General features: G+C 54.3%; 18 protein-coding genes. 4 read left to right on the top strand and 14 right to left on the bottom strand.

The window, feature by feature from the left end; all coding sequences use genetic code 11:
* Window positions 1-106: 106 nt before the first annotated feature.
* Window positions 107-1,420: a xylose isomerase gene (xylA, locus tag HRQ63_RS23475; RefSeq protein WP_172247585.1), complete on the bottom strand. Its 1,314-nt coding sequence runs from the start codon at window positions 1,418-1,420 to the stop codon at window positions 107-109.
* A gap of 703 nt (window positions 1,421-2,123) precedes the next feature.
* Between xylA and HRQ63_RS23470 the strand changes: the two genes are divergently transcribed.
* A complete protein-coding gene (locus HRQ63_RS23470) occupies window positions 2,124-3,365 on the top strand; it encodes an ROK family transcriptional regulator (protein ID WP_172247584.1) in 1,242 nt (413 codons plus the stop codon).
* Between the two features lie 58 nt (window positions 3,366-3,423).
* On the opposite strand, the gene HRQ63_RS23465 is transcribed toward HRQ63_RS23470, so the two are convergent.
* From HRQ63_RS23465 to kduI, 8 genes are all read right to left on the bottom strand, one after another.
* A complete protein-coding gene (locus HRQ63_RS23465) occupies window positions 3,424-3,654 on the bottom strand; it encodes a glutaredoxin family protein (RefSeq protein WP_037291402.1) in 231 nt (76 codons plus the stop codon).
* 107 nt (window positions 3,655-3,761) lie between these two features.
* Window positions 3,762-4,715 carry a thioredoxin-disulfide reductase gene (gene trxB, locus HRQ63_RS23460; protein WP_172247583.1) on the bottom strand — a complete coding sequence of 318 codons (954 nt, stop codon included), beginning with the start codon at window positions 4,713-4,715 and terminating at the stop codon, window positions 3,762-3,764.
* Window positions 4,716-4,978: 263 nt separating this feature from the next.
* On the bottom strand, window positions 4,979-6,274 hold the full coding sequence (locus tag HRQ63_RS23455) for a homocysteine synthase (protein WP_172247582.1): 1,296 nt from the start codon (window positions 6,272-6,274) through the stop codon (window positions 4,979-4,981).
* Between the two features lie 451 nt (window positions 6,275-6,725).
* Complete coding sequence (locus HRQ63_RS23450; RefSeq protein WP_172247581.1) at window positions 6,726-7,559, bottom strand: SDR family NAD(P)-dependent oxidoreductase; 834 nt, start codon at window positions 7,557-7,559, stop codon at window positions 6,726-6,728.
* A 132-nt stretch (window positions 7,560-7,691) separates the two neighbouring features.
* The gene (locus HRQ63_RS23445) at window positions 7,692-8,552 is read right to left on the bottom strand and encodes a sugar phosphate isomerase/epimerase family protein (protein WP_172247580.1); all 861 of its coding nucleotides are present in this window, start codon (window positions 8,550-8,552) and stop codon (window positions 7,692-7,694) included.
* 121 nt (window positions 8,553-8,673) lie between these two features.
* Entirely contained in the window at window positions 8,674-9,426 is a 753-nt protein-coding gene (gene kduD, locus HRQ63_RS23440) for a 2-dehydro-3-deoxy-D-gluconate 5-dehydrogenase KduD (RefSeq protein ID WP_172247579.1), read from the bottom strand.
* Between the two features lie 42 nt (window positions 9,427-9,468).
* Entirely contained in the window at window positions 9,469-10,248 is a 780-nt protein-coding gene (locus HRQ63_RS23435) for a DeoR/GlpR family DNA-binding transcription regulator (RefSeq protein ID WP_172247578.1), read from the bottom strand.
* A 41-nt stretch (window positions 10,249-10,289) separates the two neighbouring features.
* Window positions 10,290-11,123: a 5-dehydro-4-deoxy-D-glucuronate isomerase gene (gene kduI / locus HRQ63_RS23430; RefSeq protein WP_172247577.1), complete on the bottom strand. Its 834-nt coding sequence runs from the start codon at window positions 11,121-11,123 to the stop codon at window positions 10,290-10,292.
* Window positions 11,124-11,444: 321 nt separating this feature from the next.
* On the opposite strand from kduI, the gene HRQ63_RS23425 reads away from it, so the two are divergent.
* Both HRQ63_RS23425 and HRQ63_RS23420 read left to right on the top strand, forming a co-directional pair.
* Window positions 11,445-13,463: a glycosyltransferase family 39 protein gene (locus tag HRQ63_RS23425; protein ID WP_172247576.1), complete on the top strand. Its 2,019-nt coding sequence runs from the start codon at window positions 11,445-11,447 to the stop codon at window positions 13,461-13,463.
* 4 nt (window positions 13,464-13,467) lie between these two features.
* Window positions 13,468-13,857, top strand: a complete 390-nt coding sequence (locus HRQ63_RS23420; protein WP_172247575.1) for a GtrA family protein — start codon at window positions 13,468-13,470, stop codon at window positions 13,855-13,857.
* A 152-nt stretch (window positions 13,858-14,009) separates the two neighbouring features.
* Here HRQ63_RS23420 and HRQ63_RS23415 read toward each other — a convergent pair whose 3' ends face one another.
* The gene (locus HRQ63_RS23415; RefSeq protein WP_172247574.1) at window positions 14,010-15,107 is read right to left on the bottom strand and encodes an SGNH/GDSL hydrolase family protein; all 1,098 of its coding nucleotides are present in this window, start codon (window positions 15,105-15,107) and stop codon (window positions 14,010-14,012) included.
* A complete protein-coding gene (locus HRQ63_RS23410) occupies window positions 15,104-16,042 on the bottom strand; it encodes an ArsR/SmtB family transcription factor (RefSeq protein ID WP_172247573.1) in 939 nt (312 codons plus the stop codon). Before HRQ63_RS23410 ends, HRQ63_RS23415 begins: the two co-directional genes overlap by 4 nt.
* 173 nt (window positions 16,043-16,215) lie before the next feature.
* On the opposite strand from HRQ63_RS23410, the gene HRQ63_RS23405 reads away from it, so the two are divergent.
* A complete protein-coding gene (locus HRQ63_RS23405; protein ID WP_172247572.1) occupies window positions 16,216-17,715 on the top strand; it encodes a glycoside hydrolase family 43 protein in 1,500 nt (499 codons plus the stop codon).
* A 339-nt stretch (window positions 17,716-18,054) separates the two neighbouring features.
* Here HRQ63_RS23405 and cyoD read toward each other — a convergent pair whose 3' ends face one another.
* From cyoD to HRQ63_RS23390, 3 genes are read right to left on the bottom strand one after another with little or no spacing between them, the layout of a single operon-like run.
* The gene (cyoD, locus tag HRQ63_RS23400; protein WP_172247571.1) at window positions 18,055-18,399 is read right to left on the bottom strand and encodes a cytochrome o ubiquinol oxidase subunit IV; all 345 of its coding nucleotides are present in this window, start codon (window positions 18,397-18,399) and stop codon (window positions 18,055-18,057) included.
* 1 nt (window position 18,400) lies between these two features.
* The gene (locus tag HRQ63_RS23395) at window positions 18,401-19,018 is read right to left on the bottom strand and encodes a cytochrome (ubi)quinol oxidase subunit III (protein WP_172247570.1); all 618 of its coding nucleotides are present in this window, start codon (window positions 19,016-19,018) and stop codon (window positions 18,401-18,403) included.
* On the bottom strand, window positions 19,018-20,991 hold the full coding sequence (locus HRQ63_RS23390) for a cbb3-type cytochrome c oxidase subunit I (RefSeq protein ID WP_172247569.1): 1,974 nt from the start codon (window positions 20,989-20,991) through the stop codon (window positions 19,018-19,020). The genes HRQ63_RS23395 and HRQ63_RS23390 overlap by 1 nt, the downstream gene beginning before the upstream one ends.
* Between the last annotated feature and the right edge of the window lie 39 nt (window positions 20,992-21,030).

The following is a 21,030-nucleotide window of genomic DNA, read 5'->3' as shown; positions in this document are numbered from 1 at the left end:
GCGCGAGGATCGGGATTCTTCAAGAGATTAGTGAATCTCGATCTTTAAAAGATGTCGCTTAGCGCGGGGTGCAGGATTCTTCTTGCCCGAAGGGGTAGAAGATTCCTTAGCCATAAATATATTGGTTAAGAATCGATTGAAGATGCTCTTGACGTCCGGATTTGTTCGCACGCGGAGTTTCGTTGTTCATCGCGTACTCGGCCAGGGAAGCCAGCGTCGTTTTACCGGCAACCACGTCGGCGCCGATGCCTTCGGAGAAGCTGCTGTAGCGTTCTTCGATGACTTTTTCGAAAGCGCGGTCTTCGATCAGTTTAGCTGCGACTTTGAGGCCTTTCGCGTACGTGTCCATGCCTGCGATGTGAGCCAGGAACAGGTCATCGGCTTCGAAGGAATCACGGCGTACTTTGGCGTCGAAGTTGATGCCGCCTTTGCCCAGACCGTCGTTTTGCAGCACTTCGTACAATGTCAATGTCGCATCGTAAACGTTAACCGGGAATTCGTCGGTATCCCAACCCAGCAGCATGTCGCCTTGGTTGGCGTCCAGGGAACCCAGCATGCCGTTGATGCGGGCTACGCGCAGTTCGTGCTCGAACGTGTGGCCGGCCAGTGTTGCGTGGTTGGCTTCCAAGTTGAGTTTGAAGTGCTTCGCGAGATCGTATTTTTGCAGGAACGAGATTGTCGTCGCCGCATCGAAATCGTATTGGTGTTTTGTAGGCTCTTTCGGTTTCGGCTCGATCAGGAATTGAGCGTCGAAGCCGATTTCCTTCGCGTAGTCGACAGCCATGTGGAACATGCGGGCGATGTTGTCCTGCTCGAGCTTCATGTCCGTGTTCAGCAGGGACATGTAACCTTCGCGTCCGCCCCAGAATACATAGTTTTCGCCGCCGAGACGTTTGCCGACTTCAAGGCCTTTTTTGATTTGAGCCGCTGCATGAGCGTATACGTCAGCGTTGCAAGTGGACGCCGCGCCGTGCACGAAGCGCGGGTTCGTGAACATGTTCGCCGTGTTCCAGAGCAGTTTTTTGCCGCTGGATTTCATGTTGCTTTCAATCAGATCCACGATCGTGTCGATGTTCGCGAAAAACTCTTTGAGCGAAGATCCTTCAGGCGTGATATCGATATCGTGAAAGCAGAAATATTCCAGTCCCATTTTGTCCATGAATTCGAATCCGGCTTCAACGCGTGCTTTGGCCAGGTCGATTCCCGAGTAGGAATGCCAAGGGCGAACAGCCGTCGTCGCGCCGAACGGATCACTGCCTTCAGCCGTGAGCGTGTGCCAATAAGCCATAGCGAATTTCAGGTGCTCGGACATTTTTTTGCCCATAACCACTTCGTCCGCATTGTAGAATTTAAAAGCGAATGGGTTTTGCGACTGACTTCCTTCGTAAGCCACTTTACCGACATTTTCGTAATAAGCCATGTAAGAAATGCCTCCTCGTTATTTCGCAGAAATCGTTTACATCGATATCCTAGCATATTCGAAAAACTTTGTCTATTGGATAAACTAAGTCTTTCGGAGAAAGTTTTTTCGGGGTAGAATTGGGGGCAGGCGGCGTGGGTGCTTTTCCCCTTGGTGCGGAGGGCTTGATGTTTTCGTCAGGCGCTCCGGTTGTTTTCCCTTGCGGGAAAACCAAAGGTCGCTTCTGCCGAAAACATCGAGCCGCGGTAGGTTGGTGCGGGGCCGCCTCCCCCATTCTTGGGGCAGGGGTTGGGCAGCAGGGCAGCGTCCCTCGATGCTCGGGACGCGAGTCGAGGAGGGCTGCCTGTTTCGGACTGTCATCGAAACAGGGGCGCCAAGGGCATGCAGAAGAACTGAAGAACAATAAAACAATTAAAAAATATAAAATATCTTTTAAAATCATAGGTCGCTCTTTTGCTTATCAACGAATTGAATTAAGATAGGTAGATGTTCAAAGACGGGGTCGAAATGTGCGGGTATAGAAAGTAGACGGAATCGGGATTGAATATAAGCGTTTTGACGTGCGGGCTTTCGAATGAATGGTGAAGCGATAAAAAGATTCGGGCTGGTTTTAATAGATGAATGTTAACGATTCGGAAAGACGATGGCAAACATGCTTTGACGGAGTCGAAGACACGGTATAGGTGCGGATGGAGGAACTGTAATGAGGGTGACCGGGGATCAGGCGTTGGTGAAGAAGTTGAATAAGTCGATCGTGCTCGACACGATTCGGCGGAGAGGACCTTTGTCCAGGACGGACGTGTCGGAGCGGACGGGGTTGAATAAGGCAACGGTTTCGAATTTGACGTTGGAGCTGCTGGAGCAGAATTTGGTCGAGGAAACAGGGCTTGGGCAGTCTAGCGGCGGCCGGAAGCCTTTGATGCTGATTTTCAACGGTGCGGCTGGGTGCGTGGTGGGGGTTGAACTGGGGGTTACGTTGGTTAAGGCGGCGCTGACGGATTTGAACGGGGAGATTTTGTTCGAACGCAGCGCGTCGCTGGGCGGACTTGATCCGGATACGGCTTTTGATGTGATCTGCGAGGTTATGGAGCCGTTATTGCAGGATGCGCCGGAGACGCCGCACGGAACAGTGGGGATCGGAATCGGGGTACCGGGCATGGTGGATGAATCGGGCTTGATTTTGTATGCGCCCAACTTGGGTTGGAAAGGCGTGGATTTGAAGTCCCGGATGGAAGATCGATTCGGTGTGCCTGTCGTGATCGATAACGAAGCTAATGCAGGCGCGGCGGGCGAGCGTGAATACGGAGCCGGGCGGCATGTCCGGCATCTGGTTTATGTCAGCGCCGGCATGGGAATCGGCTCCGGCATGATCATCGACGGGCAGCTTTATAAAGGGGCTTGGGGATACGCGGGCGAAACCGGGCATATGTCGATCGAAAGCGACGGGCGGCTCTGCAGCTGCGGCAGCCGGGGATGTTGGGAATTGTATGCGTCGGAACGGGCTTATGCCTACGCTCCCCTACCGGGCCAGCATGGACAACCCCGTGAAGATGATGGGGTCGCGAACAGCTCGAAAACGTTGGATTCCGTAGAGGCTTTGAATCGTCTTCCCTCTTTTACGACAGCCGAGTTGATCGAACACGCCCGGCAGGGAGATGTTAAGACAGTTGCCATGTACGCAGAAGTCGGTCGACGTCTGGGGATCGGCATCACTAATCTGGTCAATGGCTTCAATCCGGAAAAAATCGTGATCGGCGGTCCGTTAACCGAGGCTAAGCCGTGGATCGAACCCGCCATGCTCGCTGCGATCGCGGAGCGCGCTCTTCCCTATCACCGGCGCGAGCTTGCGATTGCCTTCTCGGAATTGGGCAGCCGGTCCGCCGTGCTGGGCGCAGCCCACCTGGCCGTATCGCAGTTCCTCGGCCGCGTACGCGTTTCATTGTAAGCAAAAAGGCGCTGCCGATTCGGCGCGCCTTTTTCTTGCTTCTATGAAAAAGCCGAATTTACGCGTTCAGTGCTTTTTCCAGCTGCAGCTTGTTCATGCCTACGATTTTCGCTTCGCCGATTACGGTAACCGGTACGGCGCGCAGTCCCATATCCCAAACTTGCTGCGCGAAATCGTCGCTTTGCTCGATGTTGCGCTCTTCGTAAGCCACGCCTTTGCCGTCCAGATAACCTTTGACTTGCTTGCAGTGCGGGCAGTTGGTACTTGTGTATACGATTGCTGTCGTCATATCGAATTCTCCACCTTTATCGTATTTTTTGAAACTAGCTTTCTTTATTATATAACGTCAGGCCAGCTTGTACAAAGCCTTGTCCGTGACGGAATTCAGTCGATTTCTTACACTACCGCTTCGGCGGCCGCTTGTGCAAACTCCAAGCTTTCGATGAAGCGTTCAGCGTCCATGGCAGCCGAGCATCCGCTGCCCGCAGCCGTGATTGCCTGACGGTAACGCGTATCTTGAACGTCGCCGCAAGCGAATACTCCAGGAATATTCGTTTCGGTCGTACCTGGCGTCACCGCGATATAACCGTTGGCATCCGTCGTGATTTGTCCGTTCAGGAAACCTGTATTCGGGTGGTGACCGATCGCGACGAACACGCCGCTGGCTTCGATCAATTGATCCTCGCCCGTCTCATTGTTGCGAACGAGCAGTCCTTGAAGACCGTTTTCGCCTTTGACCACTTCAAGCGGAGTGCGATCCAGCGCCCATTCGATCTTCGGGTTTTGACGCGCGCGGTCCTGCATGATTTTCGAAGCGCGCATTTCGTTTCTGCGGTGTACCAATGTTACCTTGGTCGCGAAACGAGTCAGGAAGTTGGCTTCTTCAAGAGCCGAGTCGCCGCCGCCCACGACGATAATTTCTTTGCCGCGGAAAAAGAATCCGTCGCAAGTCGCGCAGGTGCTGACGCCCATGCCCACGTTTTCTTCTTCGCCCGGAATGCCGAGGTATTTCGCGCTTGCGCCCGTGGAGATGATCAGCGTATCGGTCACCAATTCGCCCATGCCCTCCACGTTCAGCTTGAACGGACGCTGTGACAGATCGACGTTCTCGACCCAGCCCGTACGGAATTCCGCGCCGAAACGTTCAGCCTGCTTGCGCATATTGTCCATCAATTCCGGACCCATGATACCTTCAGGGAAGCCAGGGAAGTTCTCGACTTCGGTTGTTGTCGTCAATTGTCCGCCCGGTTGCGGTCCTTCAATAACCAGCGGACTCATATTCGCGCGAGCCAGATAGATCGCGGCCGTCAATCCGGCAGGGCCGGTACCGATGATGATCGATTTATGCATGATAGGTCCTCCTCTTTCTCAGTCATTCCTAATTTATAATGATTACAATGTAGTTCTTATTATGGTACTTCCAATTGATTGTGTCAAGTTGAATTTGTTGCCATGAAAATGAAGATTTAATGAACCTGCTATCTTGCCTGAACAAATGGATTTCAGTTCTTTTAAGCAGCGCGGAATACCCGGTTGCAAAACGAAAGCCTGCCTTCCCCCTATCGGGAAAAGCAGGCTTTTTGAATAGATCGAATGAGGATTGAAGATCGGGCTTAACTTTCCGCCGAAGCCGCAATCGCCTGTTCCAGATCATGCAGAATGTCGTCGATCGACTCGGTACCGATCGACAATCGAACCATGCCCGGCAGCACGCCAGAAGCTTCTTGCTCCTCCGGTCCGAGCTGCTGGTGCGTCGTGCTCGCCGGATGAATGATCAAACTCTTCGAGTCGCCGACATTCGCCAGATGGGAGAACAATTTGACGCTTTCGATCAGCTTTTTGCCGGCTTCGATTCCGCCCTTGATCCCGAATGTAAGAATGGCTCCCTGTCCTTTCGGCAGGTACTTTTGGGCAAGTTCATAAGAAGGATGGCTCGGCAGGCCGGAATAATTGACCCACTCTACCCGCTCATGTCCTTCGAGGAACTTCGCGACGGCCAGCGCATTCTGGCTGTGCCGTTCCATACGCAGATGCAACGTTTCCAGTCCTTGAACAAGCAGCCAGGAGTTGAATGGGGAAATTGCTGCGCCAAGGTCACGCATAAGCTGCACGCGAGCTTTGATGATATACGCGATCGGACCGAGCGCTTCGGCGTAGACCAGACCGTGATAACTTGGATCGGGCTCGGTCAGTCCGGGGAACTTGCCGCTGGCTGCCCAATCGAAGTTGCCGCCGTCGACAATGATTCCGCCGATCGAGGTGCCGTGACCCCCGATGAACTTGGTCGCCGAATGGACCACGATATCCGCGCCGTGCTCGATCGGACGCAGCAAATACGGGCTAGGGAACGTATTGTCCACGATCAACGGAAGGCCGTTCTCGTGCGCAATGTCGGCCACGGCCCTAATATCCAGCACGTCGCCCCGCGGATTGCCGATCGTTTCGGCATAAACAGCCTTCGTTTTATCATTGATCGCGCGGCGGAAGTTTTCCGGATCGCTGGAATCGACGAAATGCACTTTGATCCCCAGCTTCGGAAGCGTGACCGCGAACAGGTTATATGTACCGCCGTAAAGGCTGGCAGAAGAGACGATCTCGTCGCCGGCTCCGGCAATATTGAGCAGAGAGTACGTGATGGCCGCCTGGCCGGAGGCCGTGGCAAGCGCTCCGGCTCCGCCCTCAAGCGCAGCGACCCGCTGCTCGAATACGTCGCTGGTCGGATTCATAAGACGGGTATAGATATTGCCGAATTCTTTCAAACCAAACAAATTGGCCGCATGCTCCGTATCCCGGAAGCCGTATGAAGTCGTCTGGTACAGCGGCACGGCACGCGCTCCCGTCACCGGATCAATCTCTTGTCCGCCGTGTACGGCTAGGGTTTCAAAAGCAAGCTTTCTTTCTTCCGTCATGTCCGATTCCTCCCGAAATTCCGGCTTTGGCGCCGGATGGTTAAATAGAACGGCATCCCTGTGCAAGCAAACTCTGGCTGTCAACGATTCATTGCGGAATCCCGTTTTTGCATAGTTTGGTGCTTGGCTTGGCTCTTATTCTTACACAGATCGTCAGGAATGGAAAGAGGCAAAATTTAAATCCGATATGAATAATGAAGTATAGCGGAAAACGGCAACTTTAGAGGGGGCGGGTAGTTCCTATTCGCTTTGCAAAATGCCGGGCTGGGGGAATTCGTTTTGGAAGACAGAAGGCGGAGAGAGAAATTCAGTTCAAAGCGGATTGAACGAATTTGTCTCGGAGCCTTCTGCCTTCTCGCGCACACGTAACTTTTGAGGACAGACTGAGATTTCTACTACGGCGAAGCTGCTTTGTTTTGGTAAGTAGAGAAGAGCAAAGGAACAGAACTCTCTATTTCTCTTCTTTCGGCGGATAGACCACGCCCCAGCCGTAGCCGGCTTCCGGCGACGTGTCTTCGGGCATGCCGGGGAGGATCAGGCCGCCGTCGATGCGCAGGTTGATGCCGGTGATGTAGGCGGCTTGGTCGGAGGCCAGCCAGGCTACGGCTTCGCCGATGTCCGAAGGAGTGCCTAGACGGCCTAACGGGATTTTGCGGCCTAGAGGTTCGGTTCGGGCATCTTGGTCCAGGTCGTTGACGGTTGCTCCGGGCGCGATGCAGTTGGTACGGATACCGTACGGAGCCCATTCCAACGCAAACGAACCGCAAGAGCGGATGAGCGCGGCTTTCATGCCGCCGTAGATGCTGTCGCCCGGGTAGGCTCGCTCGCCGCGGGACGAAGTGATGAATTGGATGCTGCCTGCAATCTCGCGTTCGATCATGGACCGGGCGACATATTTGGACAACAGGATCGGCGCTTTATAATCCAGATCGATCATCCAGCCGATGTCCTCTTCTTCAAGTTCGATCAGAGGGTTCGTGGTCCCTTGCCCGGCATTGTTGACGAGCAGGTCGATACGCCCGAAATGCTTCAGTACGGCTTCCGATACACGCTTCGGTTCGCCGGGCTGGGTCAGATCGCTTTGGACGGCAAAAGGATCTGCGCCGTAGATGTGCTTCAGCTCTCGGGTCATCTCTTCCATATCGTCCGAGCTGGAATGGTAGGTCAAGGCAATCCGGTAGCCTTTTTGCGCCAGTACATGACAGATGCCGCGGCCGAGTCCTTTGACTCCGCCGGTGACTAACGCGACGAGAAACTGTTCGGAAGGATGGGCATTGCTGCTCATGGTCGGTTCGCTCCTTTTTTCGAAAAGTCTGACATACACGCCCCATTACCCGGCCGACGGCCGGTATAAGCGCAGCGGCAAGACTTTACGCAAAAAGTCGGATGCAAGACCTGCGCTTATTCGATCCATGTATTACGCCCGCGCATACAAGCGTCGCAGCTCCGCGGCCGAACGTTTTGCCTGATCGGCCGTGACGCCTTCGAGCGAAATATCGATATGCGGCTTATGTTCTTTAAGCAAACGGTACAGCAGATCTTTATTCAGCAGCCCGTCTCCGATCGGACGATCCAGGCGCGGGCGTCCGCTGCCGGCAAAATGACCTCCGTCTCCGAAATCCAGGTCTTTGGCATGAATAAGAATCATGCGATCGGCAAGGTTCGCGAACGCGTCCTTCATTAACTCGTCCTGCTTAGGCAGGCGTTCTTCGTTTAACAGATTGCAGGCATCGAACAGCAGGCCGATCGTCGACGAAGGCACTTCTTCGATCAAGCGACGAACATGATCCAGCGAATTCAGCGTATGGCTGGCCACCGGTTCCATCGCCAGTTTCACGCCCCATTTTTCCGCTTCTTCCGCTAATTCAGTGACCGTTTCCCGAAGTACGCTCCAGCCGTGTTCTTCGTAATTCGACGGATGCGACTCCGCATAAGTGCGAATCGATCCGGTCTCCGTCGCGACCATGCCGCAGCCGAAATCCCGGGCCAAGCGCAGATGCTCCTTGAAGCGATTGATTTCGGCGCGCCGAACGTCTTTGTCGGGATGCACGGGATCGATATAGCAGCCGAGCACCGCGATTCGCACGCCTTCCCGCTGAAACGTCTCGCCGATATGATTCGCAAGCCCCGGACTCAACTTGCCCGGCGAGCAGTCGATATCCGCGATCGCTTTGAGCAGCGCCAACTGCACGGACGAAAACCCTTCCTCCGCTACTTTTCTTGCCAGTTCCGCCGCCGGAAGCTTCCCGTACGTATGTGCCAAAATTCCGAGTTTCATTTCCGATTCCTCCTTTTGTACGCTTCGCATAGAAAAACCGCGAAGCGGCGAGGACGGGGTCATGCCCTCCATCGCCGTCCGCGGCCCGTATCGAAAATATAAGACGATCCGTACCCTGCCGTTAACGAATCATCCAACCGCCGTCGACGCACAGCACATGGCCGTTGATATAATCCGCCGCGGACGAAGACAGGAATACCGCAGGTCCGCCGACGTCTTCTCCCGTGCCCCAGCGCGCTGCCGGAATCCGTACCGTGATCGAATTTGTCCGGTCTTTGTCCTCGCGGATCGGCGCCGTATTGTCGGTCGACATATAACCCGGCGCGATCGCGTTGACCTGAACCCCTTTCGAAGCCCATTCGTTGGCAAAAGCTTTCGTCAAACCGGCTACGCCATGCTTGCTCGCCGTGTAACCCGGAACGTTGATGCCGCCCTGGAACGACAGCATCGACGCGATATTGATCACTTTGCCGCTGCCGCGCTCGACCATATGGTTGCCGACGAGCTGGGTCAGGTAAAACACGGTTTTGAGGTTGATGTCCAGCACGTCGTCGAAATCTTCCCAGCTGTGCTGCGAGATCGGCGTACGACGGATAATGCCCGCATTGTTGATCAGGATATCGATGCGTCCGGTAAACGCGAGCGCCTGCTTCACGACGTCTTCGAGATCTTCTTTTTTGCTGAGATCCGCTTGAATCTCGTACGCCTGACGTCCGAGCGCCTGTACCTTCTCCGCCGTATCGGAACAGGACGAAAACGAAACCGCGATGATATCGGCTCCCGCTTCCGCCAGCGCCAGCGCCATTCCTTGACCCAATCCGCCGCTCGCCCCCGTTACCAGTGCCGTTTTGCCGCTAAGATCGAACATGCTCATCTTTTTTTCCTCCCGATAATGGTTCCGGACCCATCGCAGCCGTTATGCCTGATTCTCCTGTTCGCCGCTTCCATCGTCCAGTCGTATGTTTTTCTGTTCAAAAAGTGCTTTCTGCCCGTCATCCAGTCCGCCGTCCGTAATAATCACGTCCAGTTCACCGCAATCCGCAAACGTCCATAAGGCGAACTTGCCGAACTTCTGATGCTCGACTACGCCGTATGCCTGCCGGGCCGTTTTGACCAATGCCTTCTTGTAAGGAACCAAATCCCCGGTATAAATCGAAGCGCCGAGTTCGGGATGCAGCGCCGTCGCCGACAAAAATGCTTTGCTGATATTCAGCCCTTCCACGAACTGCGCACTGCCCGGACCGATCAGCACGTTGCGAACCCGCTCGCCGCCCGGCACGACAAGCCGAATCTTGTCTTTGCGCGCCAGTTCGCTCAAGATGAACAAATCGTTCGTAACGACGGTCAGCGGCGCATTGTCGAGCTGACGGGCCATTTCGAGCGTCGTTCCTCCGCCGTCGAGCGCGATAATATCGCCCGGCTGGATATAGCGCAGCGCTCGGGCGGCGATTTCCGCTTTTTCCGCCGTGTGCTTATCCCCGGTGCCTTTGGATGATAAAATGCCGAATTGGTCGTTTTGGGCCAGCATCGCGCCGCCGTGCACGCGAACGAGCAGCCCTTTTTCCTCCAGGCGCGCCAGATCCTCGCGGATCGTTTTGCCGGTCACCTCGAGCATGGAGCTTAATTCGCCGACGCCGATTTCTTTGCGCTCGATGAGGATTTCCATCAATTTTTCATGCCGTTTGAGTGCGTTCATGGTTGGACATAGCTCCTATTCCGAAAAAAGTCGTGTAGGGTCTATTTTAAGTCCTTCATATCCACGCCGTCCATATCGTCGAACAGTTGATTCTCGCCGCCCATCGCCCAGCAGAAGGTGTAATTATTCGTGCCGACGCCGCTGTGAATCGACCAGCTCGGGGACAGGATCGCCTGCTCGTTCCGTACGACCAGGTGGCGCGTCTCTTGCGGATCGCCCATGAAGTGGAAGACTGCGGCATTTTCCGGCATATTGAAGTACAAATACACTTCGGAGCGGCGGTTATGCGTATGGCAAGGCATCGTGTTCCACATGCTGCCCGGCGCCAGATGCGTGATGCCCATTACGAGCTGACAACTTTCGATTCCGCCCGGCAGGATGTATTTGTTGATCGTGCGCTCGTTCGAGCTGTCGAGGCTGCCCAGATTGGCTTTGATCGCTTCACCTTCGCCCGCTTTTTTCGTCGGATAGGCTTTATGCGCCGGCGTGGATACAAGGTAGAACTTGGCCGGACTCTCTCCGTTCGCGCTTTTGAAAAAGACGTCTTTCACGCCGAGGCCGATGTACAGACACTCGTTCACGCCGATCTCGTAAGTATCGCCGTCAGCCGTGACCGAACCTTCGCCGCCGACGTTAATGATGCCCACTTCGCGCCGCTCCAGGAAGTAATCCGCGCCGATTTGCTTAAAGTCCGCTTCCAACTTGAGTTCTTTCGATACCGGTACGGCCGAGCCGACGATGTAACGATCCGTATGCGAGTAAACGGTTACAAGTTCATCCGGTGCAAACAACGTCTCGATCAAGAATTCCTCGCGCAGTCGGGTCGTATCGAAGCCTTTTACGTCTTTCGGATTGGAGTCATAGCGATTTTCCACAATAGTCATCCTTTCGAATTGGAGGATTTGAATTAAAAAGCATCAAACGAACGTTTATATAGGTTCATATTAGTTCATTAAGTTCGCTTTGTACATCCTTTTTTTATTAAAAAGAAAAATCCCGCCTTCGCCTTATCCGGCAAATACGGGAACGTTCAGCTTTTTCTAAGCTTGCTTTCATTTCTTGTTCATGTTTTCGGGTTATCATAGATAATACTTGACTAGGGCGTGTACGCAAACTTAACGATGTGCATCTTTAGCTGCCTTCGAAGTTTGCGTACACGCCCTAAACGGAAACTCGACGGACCGGAGGACTCTGACGTGAACGCACAACGACTGAAAAAAATCGATCCCATTCCGGCGATCCTTGCACTGGCGGCGCTATTTTTGTCGCTGTATAATATTCAAAAATCCGGAAATCTAAATGCTTACTACACAGCTGCGGTCACGAGCATGACGCAAAGCTTCCACAACTTTTTCTACAATTCATTCGATCCCGGCGGCTTTATCTCGATCGATAAACCCCCGGTCGCTTTTTGGCTGCAAGCGATTAGCGTTAAGCTGCTGGGCCTGCACTCGTGGACGCTTGCTCTTCCGTCGGCGCTGGCTTTTGCCGGTTCTGTCATCCTGCTCTATCTGGTCGTTCGCGATTCGTTCGGATTGGCGGCAGCGCGTCTGGCAGCTCTAATCCTGACTTTTACGCCGATTGCCGCTGCCGTCAGCCGGACCAACAACGTGGATAGCGTATTGGTGTTTTTCCTGCTGCTGGCTGTATACGTTTTAACCCGAGCCGTTCGAAACAGCAGTCTGCTTCAACTGTGCCTAGCTTTTGCGTTGGTCGGCGTAGGGTTCAATACCAAGATGCTCCAAGCCTATCTCGTTCTGCCGGCTTTCGTTCTATTCGTATGGGCGGCCTATCGAATGCGCAAGACGACTTGGAAAAAAACACTCCGGCACCTGACCGCGGCTGCCGGAGTTCTGGTCGCCGTCTCGTTGTCCTGGGCGATCATCGTGGATGTTACGCCCGCGGATCAACGGCCTTACGTAGGCAGCAGTCGGCATAATTCGGTGCTGGAGCTGGCGCTCGGCTACAACGGCATCGGTCGTCTGACAGGCGACTTGAGCGGCAGCCTTGCTTCCGGGCAAAATAACGCACGGATTATGGCCCAAGATGCCGTCTTGATGCCGGCTCTTCCGTTGGGAATAGACTCTTCGCGCTTGGGAGAAGCAGGTCTGCCGACAAACCATGAGACTCAGGAAACCCGCTCTTTCGCTCCGGCAGCCGAAGCGGGAGCGATGAGTTCGACCAGCGAAGACGGCCCTCCAGGACTGCTGCGTCTATTTGACGCGAAGCTTGCCGGACAAATCACATGGCTGCTTCCTTTTGCCCTGTTCGGCGCGGTCTTGCTGTGGATGCGCCGCCCGGAGCGTCGGATCGAGGTGCTGCTGTGGGCGGGGTGGCTGCTGCCGATGATTGCCGTGTTCAGTCTGGCCGGATACTTCCACCGTTACTATCTCATTATGCTGGCACCGGGCATCGCGGCATTGGCCGGCGCGGCGATTGCCGAATTATGCCGTTCCCGCCAGCTGTCTTGGATCGTGCCCGGAGCCGTGATTGCTTTCGTTACGGTGGCTTATATCGCTTACGACGACGGATTCCCGATAATCGGGCTTGCATGCGCAGCCATCGGCACGTTCGCGCTGCTTGGACTATGGCCGAAAACGCAGATCGCGCCGAAATTCATGTTGATCCTCTCCCTCGCCGCTTTGCTCGCCGCGCCCGCTTATTGGTCGCTCACCCCTTCGCTGTACGGCGTGAGCGCTCGCCAGCCTTATGCTTCGCCTCATCTGGCCGAAGGCGGAGGAAGCTGGAGCCGCGACGGCGAACCGCTGGATACGGCGCTGGTCGACTATCTGATCCGCAATCGCGGCAGCGCCAAGTATTTGGCCGCCATGCCTTCGTCCAACAGCGGCGCGGACTCTCTGATTATCCAAACGGGTCTGCCGGTACTCGCATGGGGCGGCTTCAAAGGCGTAGATCCGGCACTCGATATCTCAGGTTTGCAAAAGCTGGCGAAATCCGGCGAACTGCGTTATGTATTGATCGGCGGCGCGCACAATACTCAAGACGCTCTTGCGCGTTGGGTACAGTTGAACGGAACGCCCGTGCCGGAATCGTCCTGGAACGCCATGAAGAAGGGCAGCGTGCAAGCATTCGGCCCTTCTTCGCAAGATGCGCAGGGCATCGCCGGAGCGATCGGACAGGTCGTCGATACGCTCGGTCTGAATCGCAGCTACACGCTGTACGACTTGAGCAGCCTATCCGATAAGGAGGATTAAACTCGTGCCGCAAAAAAAAGTGTCTGCCAAGCCGCTGCGCTTCGCCATTGTCGGCGTCTCTAATACGCTGGTCGATTTTATCGTCTTTTTCCTGCTTGAAGGCTTGATCGGTCCGATCGCCCAAATCGCGGGTTACGCCGCCGGTACGGCCAACAGCTACTATTGGAATCGGCGATGGACCTTCAAGACCGATCAACCGAGGCAAAAAGGCGAACTGACGCGTTTTCTGATCGTCAATCTGACCGTTGCTTTATTGACTACCGCTCTGCTGACGCTTCTTGATCTGTTTATGCCCGTATGGGCTGCCAAAGCGCTTGTGACCGTGCCCGGCATGGCGCTGAATTATATGCTGAGCAAAGTCTGGGTGTTCCGCCCCGAAACGCCGAATCGTTAATGCGTATCTTCAATTCACGGACGGAACAGAGTACCTTGTCAACGCTAAAAGTAAGGTTATGTTCGACTGAGATTTCGTACCTAACCCGTGTACGAAGTCTCCAACGGAAACGCACCTAAAGCGTGTACATTTCAGTCGAACATAACCTCTGATTAAGAGTTGACAAGGTAAGAGGTCGCGGGTTTCTCGCTGAATTCGGGCAGCAGCTTCTGAATATGTCGGACCAGCTGTTCAGCGGCCTGACGATGCGTTTTTCGAGACGGGTGATAGTCGGCGGCGTAGCCGTCTTCTGCCCGCTGAACATCGAATTTCAGAGTCGTCGCTTTGAAGTCGCCCGTTGCTTCGATATATCGACTTACAGCCTGCTCCACGAACGGATATAACCGATCCCCCATAATACCCAACGCGCACAGGATAACGGCATGCGGATTTCGGCGTCGAACCGTTTTCAAAAACTCGGTATATTGCGCGGCGAACTCCGTCTGTCTACCGGGATTATCCTGCGTATACGAGTCGTCGTTGGTGCCCAGATTGACGACGATCAAATCCGGAACGAATTGCGTAAAATCCCAATCGACCGATAAAGGATCAAGCGTCCCGTCCGGTCTGCCTTCGGATTTGGCCCATTTTTCATAATAGTCCGGGATCAGATGGGTGAGCAGCTTGGTATCGTTATCCGTGTAACCCGAAATGATTCCGTAGCCGCTGTACGACACGATGCTGTAGTCGGCGTCTAGCGCTTGAACCGTTTGATACGAATAAGCTTTCGTCACGTCTTCCGTCGCGGTGGAAAAGGAATGCTCGGCATGCTCGTCGTCGATGCCATATCCGCAAGTGATCGAATCGCCGATAATCTCGATCTTATGTTTCTTTGCCGGAGTAGGCTGAATGCCCGTTTCGGCGTCCACGGCAATCCGCTCGACCCCGACTGTCGACATCGCGGCTTCCGAGAGCTTGACGATGCGCACGACTACCGTCTCGTCGGTTTCGCTTTCGAACGCCGTATACGTTTTTCTCGCCTGATCGATTTGCGCATCCGCCACGCGCGTTCCGTTCACCCAGATTCCGACGCGCGCCCAATTATTCGTTCCTTGCGCCGTACTATCGCCCCGAAACGTAACCTCTGCCTTTTTCCCGGTAAACGAAAACTCGATTCCGCTGCCCGACAACGCCAGCCACAACGTTTCGTTATGTGCATGCGTTCTGCCCAGCTTTTTTACTTCATGGCCTGTCGCTCTGAATTCGTTCATTGTCCATCCTCTTCCCCTTTGTTTTGGCGATCGCCGATATGCACGCGAATCACGATATCTTGATCATGGTTGCCGAACCCTGCTCCGTAAAGCGTTAAGCCCCCTACATGCTCGGCCTGTTCATCTACTTGAAAACGCAGCGTCCAGAACGGTTCTTCCAAGCGTAAGTCTTCGATCGTCACGTCCGACATGCGCTCTCCGTCAACGGAAGTCCCTGAAGCGTCGATTCGAATCGTTTTGAGCAGCCCGTACTGGTTCACGTTGCGGTGCCACCAAGACGGCGTGTATTTCCCTCTTGCGGCGCGACCGAAGTCTGCCGGACTGGTCCAGCTGCCCAAGTAAATACCGTTAAAAACGAAACCGATATCGGAAGGCCAATCATCGCGAAGCCCCGGTGCTTCCGAAGCCAATTCCATCGAAAGTTCGATCGCTTCCGCGGTCTGTTCGGGAAGCAGGTAATTCGGCGTTTTGTACTCGACAAAGCCTCGTCCCATCCACAAAATAGCTGCCTGCACTCGTTCCGGATCAAGAAAATAACGCGGGTCGTCCCAAACGCCGATTTCTTTTTCCAAGGTGCCGAGGCCGCAAGTCGGATAGACGTCGAAAGCCGTATAATGGCCGATGGCGATCGACTGTTCCCGAATCCGCGCTTCCTCGCTCGCCTGCGGCAAAAAGATTTCGACCCTGCTTTCCTTGATAAAACAGATTTTGTGCGTGCCGCCGTTCAACCGTACTCTGCGGCTTCCGATTAACCCGGCTTCCTCCAGTTTTCGAATATGCATCGTGACGATGGAAGGGCTCAAATGGAGCTGCGCCGCCAGATCTTTGACGTTCATCTCGGCATCGGCCAGCAATCTCAGCATCTTCCATCTTACTTCGCTCGCCAAGGCTTCGTATAGCGGGATAAACCTTTCTTCGCCGTTCGCTTTGATCATTTACTCCCCACCTACTTTTGCTCATGTTGAAATCATATTTATGTTCATTGAATAGATTTTATCTCTGCGCCTTACTCTATCATATTGTAAGCGGTATCGGAATACGGTTTAATTTGCTTAGATTCAATAAAATACGCAATTCGCAACGATGTGAATTCAAGAAGAGGTGCGGCATGAAATACAACAATCCCGTTATCAAAGGCTTCTATCCCGATCCCAGTGTTTGCAAAGTAGGCGACACGTATTATCTGGTATGCAGCTCTTTTCAATTCTTCCCCGGCGTCCCGCTGTTCGAGAGCAAGGATCTGATTAATTGGACGCAAATCGGTCACTGCCTGACTCGCGAGAGCCAGGTACAGCTGAGTCGCGTCAACAGCTCCGGCGGCGTATTCGCTCCGACGATCCGCCATTACGAGGGCCGTTTTTATATGACCACGACCAACGATACGACACGCCAAAACTTCTATGTATGGACGGACGATATTTACGGCGAATGGTCGGAACCCGTCTTCGTGGATCAAGGCGGCATCGATCCGGATTTGTATTTCGAAAACGGACGGGCTTTCTTCATGAGCAACGGCACGGACGATCAAGGCGTAGGCGGCGTGGTGCAGTGCGAACTGAACATCGAGACCGGAGCGAAGCTTTCGCCGAGCCGTTCGATCTGGAAAGGCACGGGCGGCCGATATCTGGAAAGTCCGCATATGTACAAAATCGACGGGCGCTACTATCTCATGGCCGCCGAAGGCGGAACCGAATACGGCCATATGGTCATTTACGCGCGGAGCGAATCGCTTTCGGGTCCGTTCGAATCGTATGCGGCCAACCCCGTGCTCACCAACCGGAATCTAGGCGGCTACGAGCTTCAAGGCGTAGGCCACGGCGATCTGATTCAAGACGGCGGCGGCAACTGGTGGATGCTGCATCTGGGCTTCCGTCAAATCGGACGTTGGCTGACCTATCACCATCTGGGCCGCGAAGTATTCCTGACCCCGGTCACGTTCGACGAAGACGGCTGGTTTACCGCAGGACATGACGGCATCACGCTGACCAGCTTCACCACGGGCCGCATCCCGGATCATGTCGTGCAGCAAGAACAAAAGGTCGTAACCTTTGAAAATACCGACTGGAACCTGGATTGGTGCTACCTGCGTCATCCGTCGACAGAGAATTATAAGCTGGAAACCGATCGCGCCGTACTACGAGGTACCGATATCACTCTGGATGCTCCGGCTTCCCCTACATTCATCGGTATCCGACAAAAAGACTTCGATGCAATTCTCTCCTGCGAAGTTCAACTTTCCGGCGAACAGGGCGAAGCCGGAATCACGTTATACATGGACGAAAACCATCGTTATGACCTCGCCGTCCGCAACGATCAAGACGGCTCAATCAAAGTCGTCGAACGCTTGAACATCGGCGACGTGAAATCAATCGAAAAAGCAATCCCGATCAATCCCGAAAACCCAGCCAAACTTCTGATCCGTTCCGGACACGAACGGTATCATTTCTTCCTTGTCCAAGACAACGAAGAAATCGCACTCGGCACCGCCCAAACCCGCTACCTTTCTTCCGAAGTCGCAGGCGGCTTCACCGGCGTCGTTATCGGCCTTTACGCCGTCGGCGAAAACGCGGAAGCCGAATTCACGAATTTTAAATGCGAGTATCTTTAAAAGTGTAGCCTTTATTCCCTTTACCAAAAAAGAGCTGTCCGTAAGCTAATTCAGCTTAGGACAGCCTCTTTTTCTTTTTCTTTTTCTTCTATTTCTCCCAGCCCGCTTCGCCGGACTCTTGCGTTGGGGTGGTTAAATTCCGGCTGAAGCGGAGCGGAGGGAGAAATTCAGGTCCGAACGCCTTTGAACCCGGAAAGCTGCTCCTTGAATTCTCTTCCCGCCGCTTTCCGGGTGAGACAGCGTTCGAACCGAATTTCTCCCGCAGCGTCTCCCCGCTCCAGCCCCGAATCAAAACCACCCCAACAAAAAAAGAGCCCGCCGAAGCGAGCCCTTTCCCAACTACATTTTCATACCGATCTGGTTGTTGCCCATGATCCAGATCGAACCGATAACGACGGTCAACAGGATCAGAACTCCGAAGATCAGCGTGATCAGGTTCCAACGAGGCTGTTCTCCGTCACGCACGTGCATGAAGAAGATCAGCTGAACCAGGAATTGCAGCGTCGCGGTAACCATGATGACCGCGATCGTTGCCGTACGTCCCATCATGTCGTTCAATACAACGACCAGCGGGATGATCGTCAATACGATCGAAATAATATAACCGATGATGTAGGACTTAAGCGAGCCGTGCTCGTGACGTTCCCCACCGTGGCTGTTATGCGCGTTATTGTGATCCGCCATCTTACATCACCTCCATCAGGTACACGATCGAGAGCAGGAAGATCCAGACCGCGTCCAAGAAGTGCCAGTACAAGCTGAATACCGTAACTTTGCCTTTGGTATCGTCCGTAAGACCGCGGCGAACGATCTGGATAATAATCGCGATCATCCAGAACAGACCGACGGTAACGTGCACGCCGTGCGTGCCGACCAGCGTGAAGAACGCCGACCAGTACGCGCTCGTTTGCAGCGTCGCGCCTTCGTGGATCAAGTGCAGGAACTCGTTGACTTCCAGGTACAGGAAGCCTGCACCGAGCAGTCCGGTGATCACCAACCAGATAATCATCTGTTTGATTTTGTGTTGGTGCATGGCCAGGACGGCCACGCCGCTCGTGAAGCTGCTGGTCAAAAGCAGGAACGTCGAAATGATGATCCCGTTCATTTCCAACAGTTCGGCGCCGGTAACGCTACCGTCCGTATTGCCGCGAAGAACGATGAATGTCGCAAACAGTGTCGCGAACATGATAACGTCGGTTACAAGGAAAATCCAGAAACCGAGCAGTTTCAGATCCTGCGGATCGTGATGACCCGCAGCGTGATGATCATGATGGTCCGAGCCGTGTGCCGGAGACTGTGCCATTATACCGCGCCTCCTCTTAACTTAGCTTCAGTTCGTTCGATTTCCTCGACCGGAATATAGTATTCCGCTTTATGAGCGCTGAACGAACGAGCAAACATGCAAACGAATACGCCGAGAAGGCCAGGAATAGCCATCCACAACCAGTGGAAGACGAGACCGAAACCTGCGATGAACCAGAAAGCTCCCATGATCGGTCCGATCGCCGAGTTTTTCGGCATATGGATCGGTTCGATCGGTCCGAGCTGCCAAGGCTTCTCGCCTCTCGCGCGGCGTTCTTTCTCTTCCCACCACTCGTCGCGGCTGTGAACTTGCGGGATAACCGCGAAGTTGTATTCCGGCGCCGGCGAAGGAATCGAGAACTCCAGCGTGCGCGCGTCCCAGATATCGCCCGTCGTGTCTTTTTCATGACGGAAGATACTGTAACCGATCTGCGCCACTTGGAACAAGAACGCGAGGCCCATGATGTAAGCGCCGATCGTGGAAGCCACGTTCAGCCCTTGCCAATCCGGATCGCTGAATACGCTGATCCGGCGCGTCATGCCGTCGAGACCGACGAGGTATTGCGGCATGAAGCAGACATAGAAACCGATATTCCAGAGCCAGAATGCCCATTTGCCGAGGTATTCGTTGAGCTTGAAGCCGAACATCTTCGGCCACCAGTAGTAAAGGCCCGCGAAGTAACCGAATACGACGCCGCCGATCAACACTTGGTGGAAGTGGGCGATCAGGAAGTAACTGTTGTGGAACTGGAAGTCGGCCGGTGCGACCGACAGCATGACCCCCGTCATCCCGCCGACGACGAATGCCGGTATGAACGCGATCGTCCACATCATAGGAGTCGGGAAGGTGATCCTGCCTTTATACATCGTGAACAGCCAGTTGAAGATCTTGACCCCGGTCGGAATCGCGATAATCATCGTGGTGACCGCGAAGAAGGCGTTAACGTTCGCGCCGGAGCCCATCGTGAAGAAGTGGTGAGCCCAAGTGAAGAACGAGATGATACTGATGATAACCATGGCGAATACCATCGAAGCGTAACCGAACAGCCGTTTTCTCGCGAAGGTCGCAACCGTTTCGGAGAATACGCCGAAGGCCGGCAGAACGACGATATATACTTCCGGGTGACCCCACATCCAGATGAGGTTGATGTACATCATCGGGTTGCCGCCGCCGTCGAGCGTGAAGAAGTGGGCGCCGAAGAAGCGGTCCAGGAACAACAGCAGCATCGTGATCGTCAGGATCGGGAAAGCGAAGATGATCGTCGTCGAAGCGGCGAATACCGACCAAGTGAACATCGGCATTTTCATCATCGTCATGCCCGGAGCGCGCATTTTGAGGATCGTGACGATAAAGTTGATACCGGACGCGAGGGAACCGATACCGGAGATCTGGATACCCCAGATGTAGAAGTTCTGTCCGACGCCCGGGTTGAACTGCGTACCGGAGAGCGGCGGGTAAGCAAGCCATCCGGCGTCAGGCGAACCGCCGATGACGAACGACAGGTTGAACAGCATCGCGCCGGCGAAGAACAGCCAGAAGCTCAGCGAGTTCAGGAAAGGGAATGCGACGTCGCGCGCGCCGATCTGAAGCGGCACGACGATGTTGAACAGACCGAACATGAGCGGCATGGCCATGAAGAAGATCATGACGACGCCGTGCGTCGTGAAGATTTGGTTATAGTGATCGGCTTCCAGGAAGTTCAGATCCGGGAAGGCTAACTGCGTCCGCATCATGACGGCATCGACGCCGCCGCGGAACAGCATTACGATCGCGGCCAGGATATACATGATCCCGATTTTTTTATGGTCGACGGTCGTAAGCCAGTCTCTCCAGAGCCAACCCCATTTTTTGAAGTACGTCAGTACGAACACGATCCCGAGCGTCGCCAGAACGATGGACACGTCCGCGCCGTAGATCAGCGGATCGCCCGTTACAAAAAACTCGGATGCGAACTCTTTGATATTATCGAGCATTAGGGAGCTCCTTTCATTGCATTGATTGTTCGGGCTTTT

The sequence above is a fragment of the Saccharibacillus endophyticus genome (genome assembly GCF_013185185.1).
GTDB lineage: Bacteria > Bacillota > Bacilli > Paenibacillales > Paenibacillaceae > Saccharibacillus > Saccharibacillus endophyticus.
Note: the sequence above shows the minus strand (reverse complement) of the source record. Positions and strands in the feature narration are given on the sequence as shown.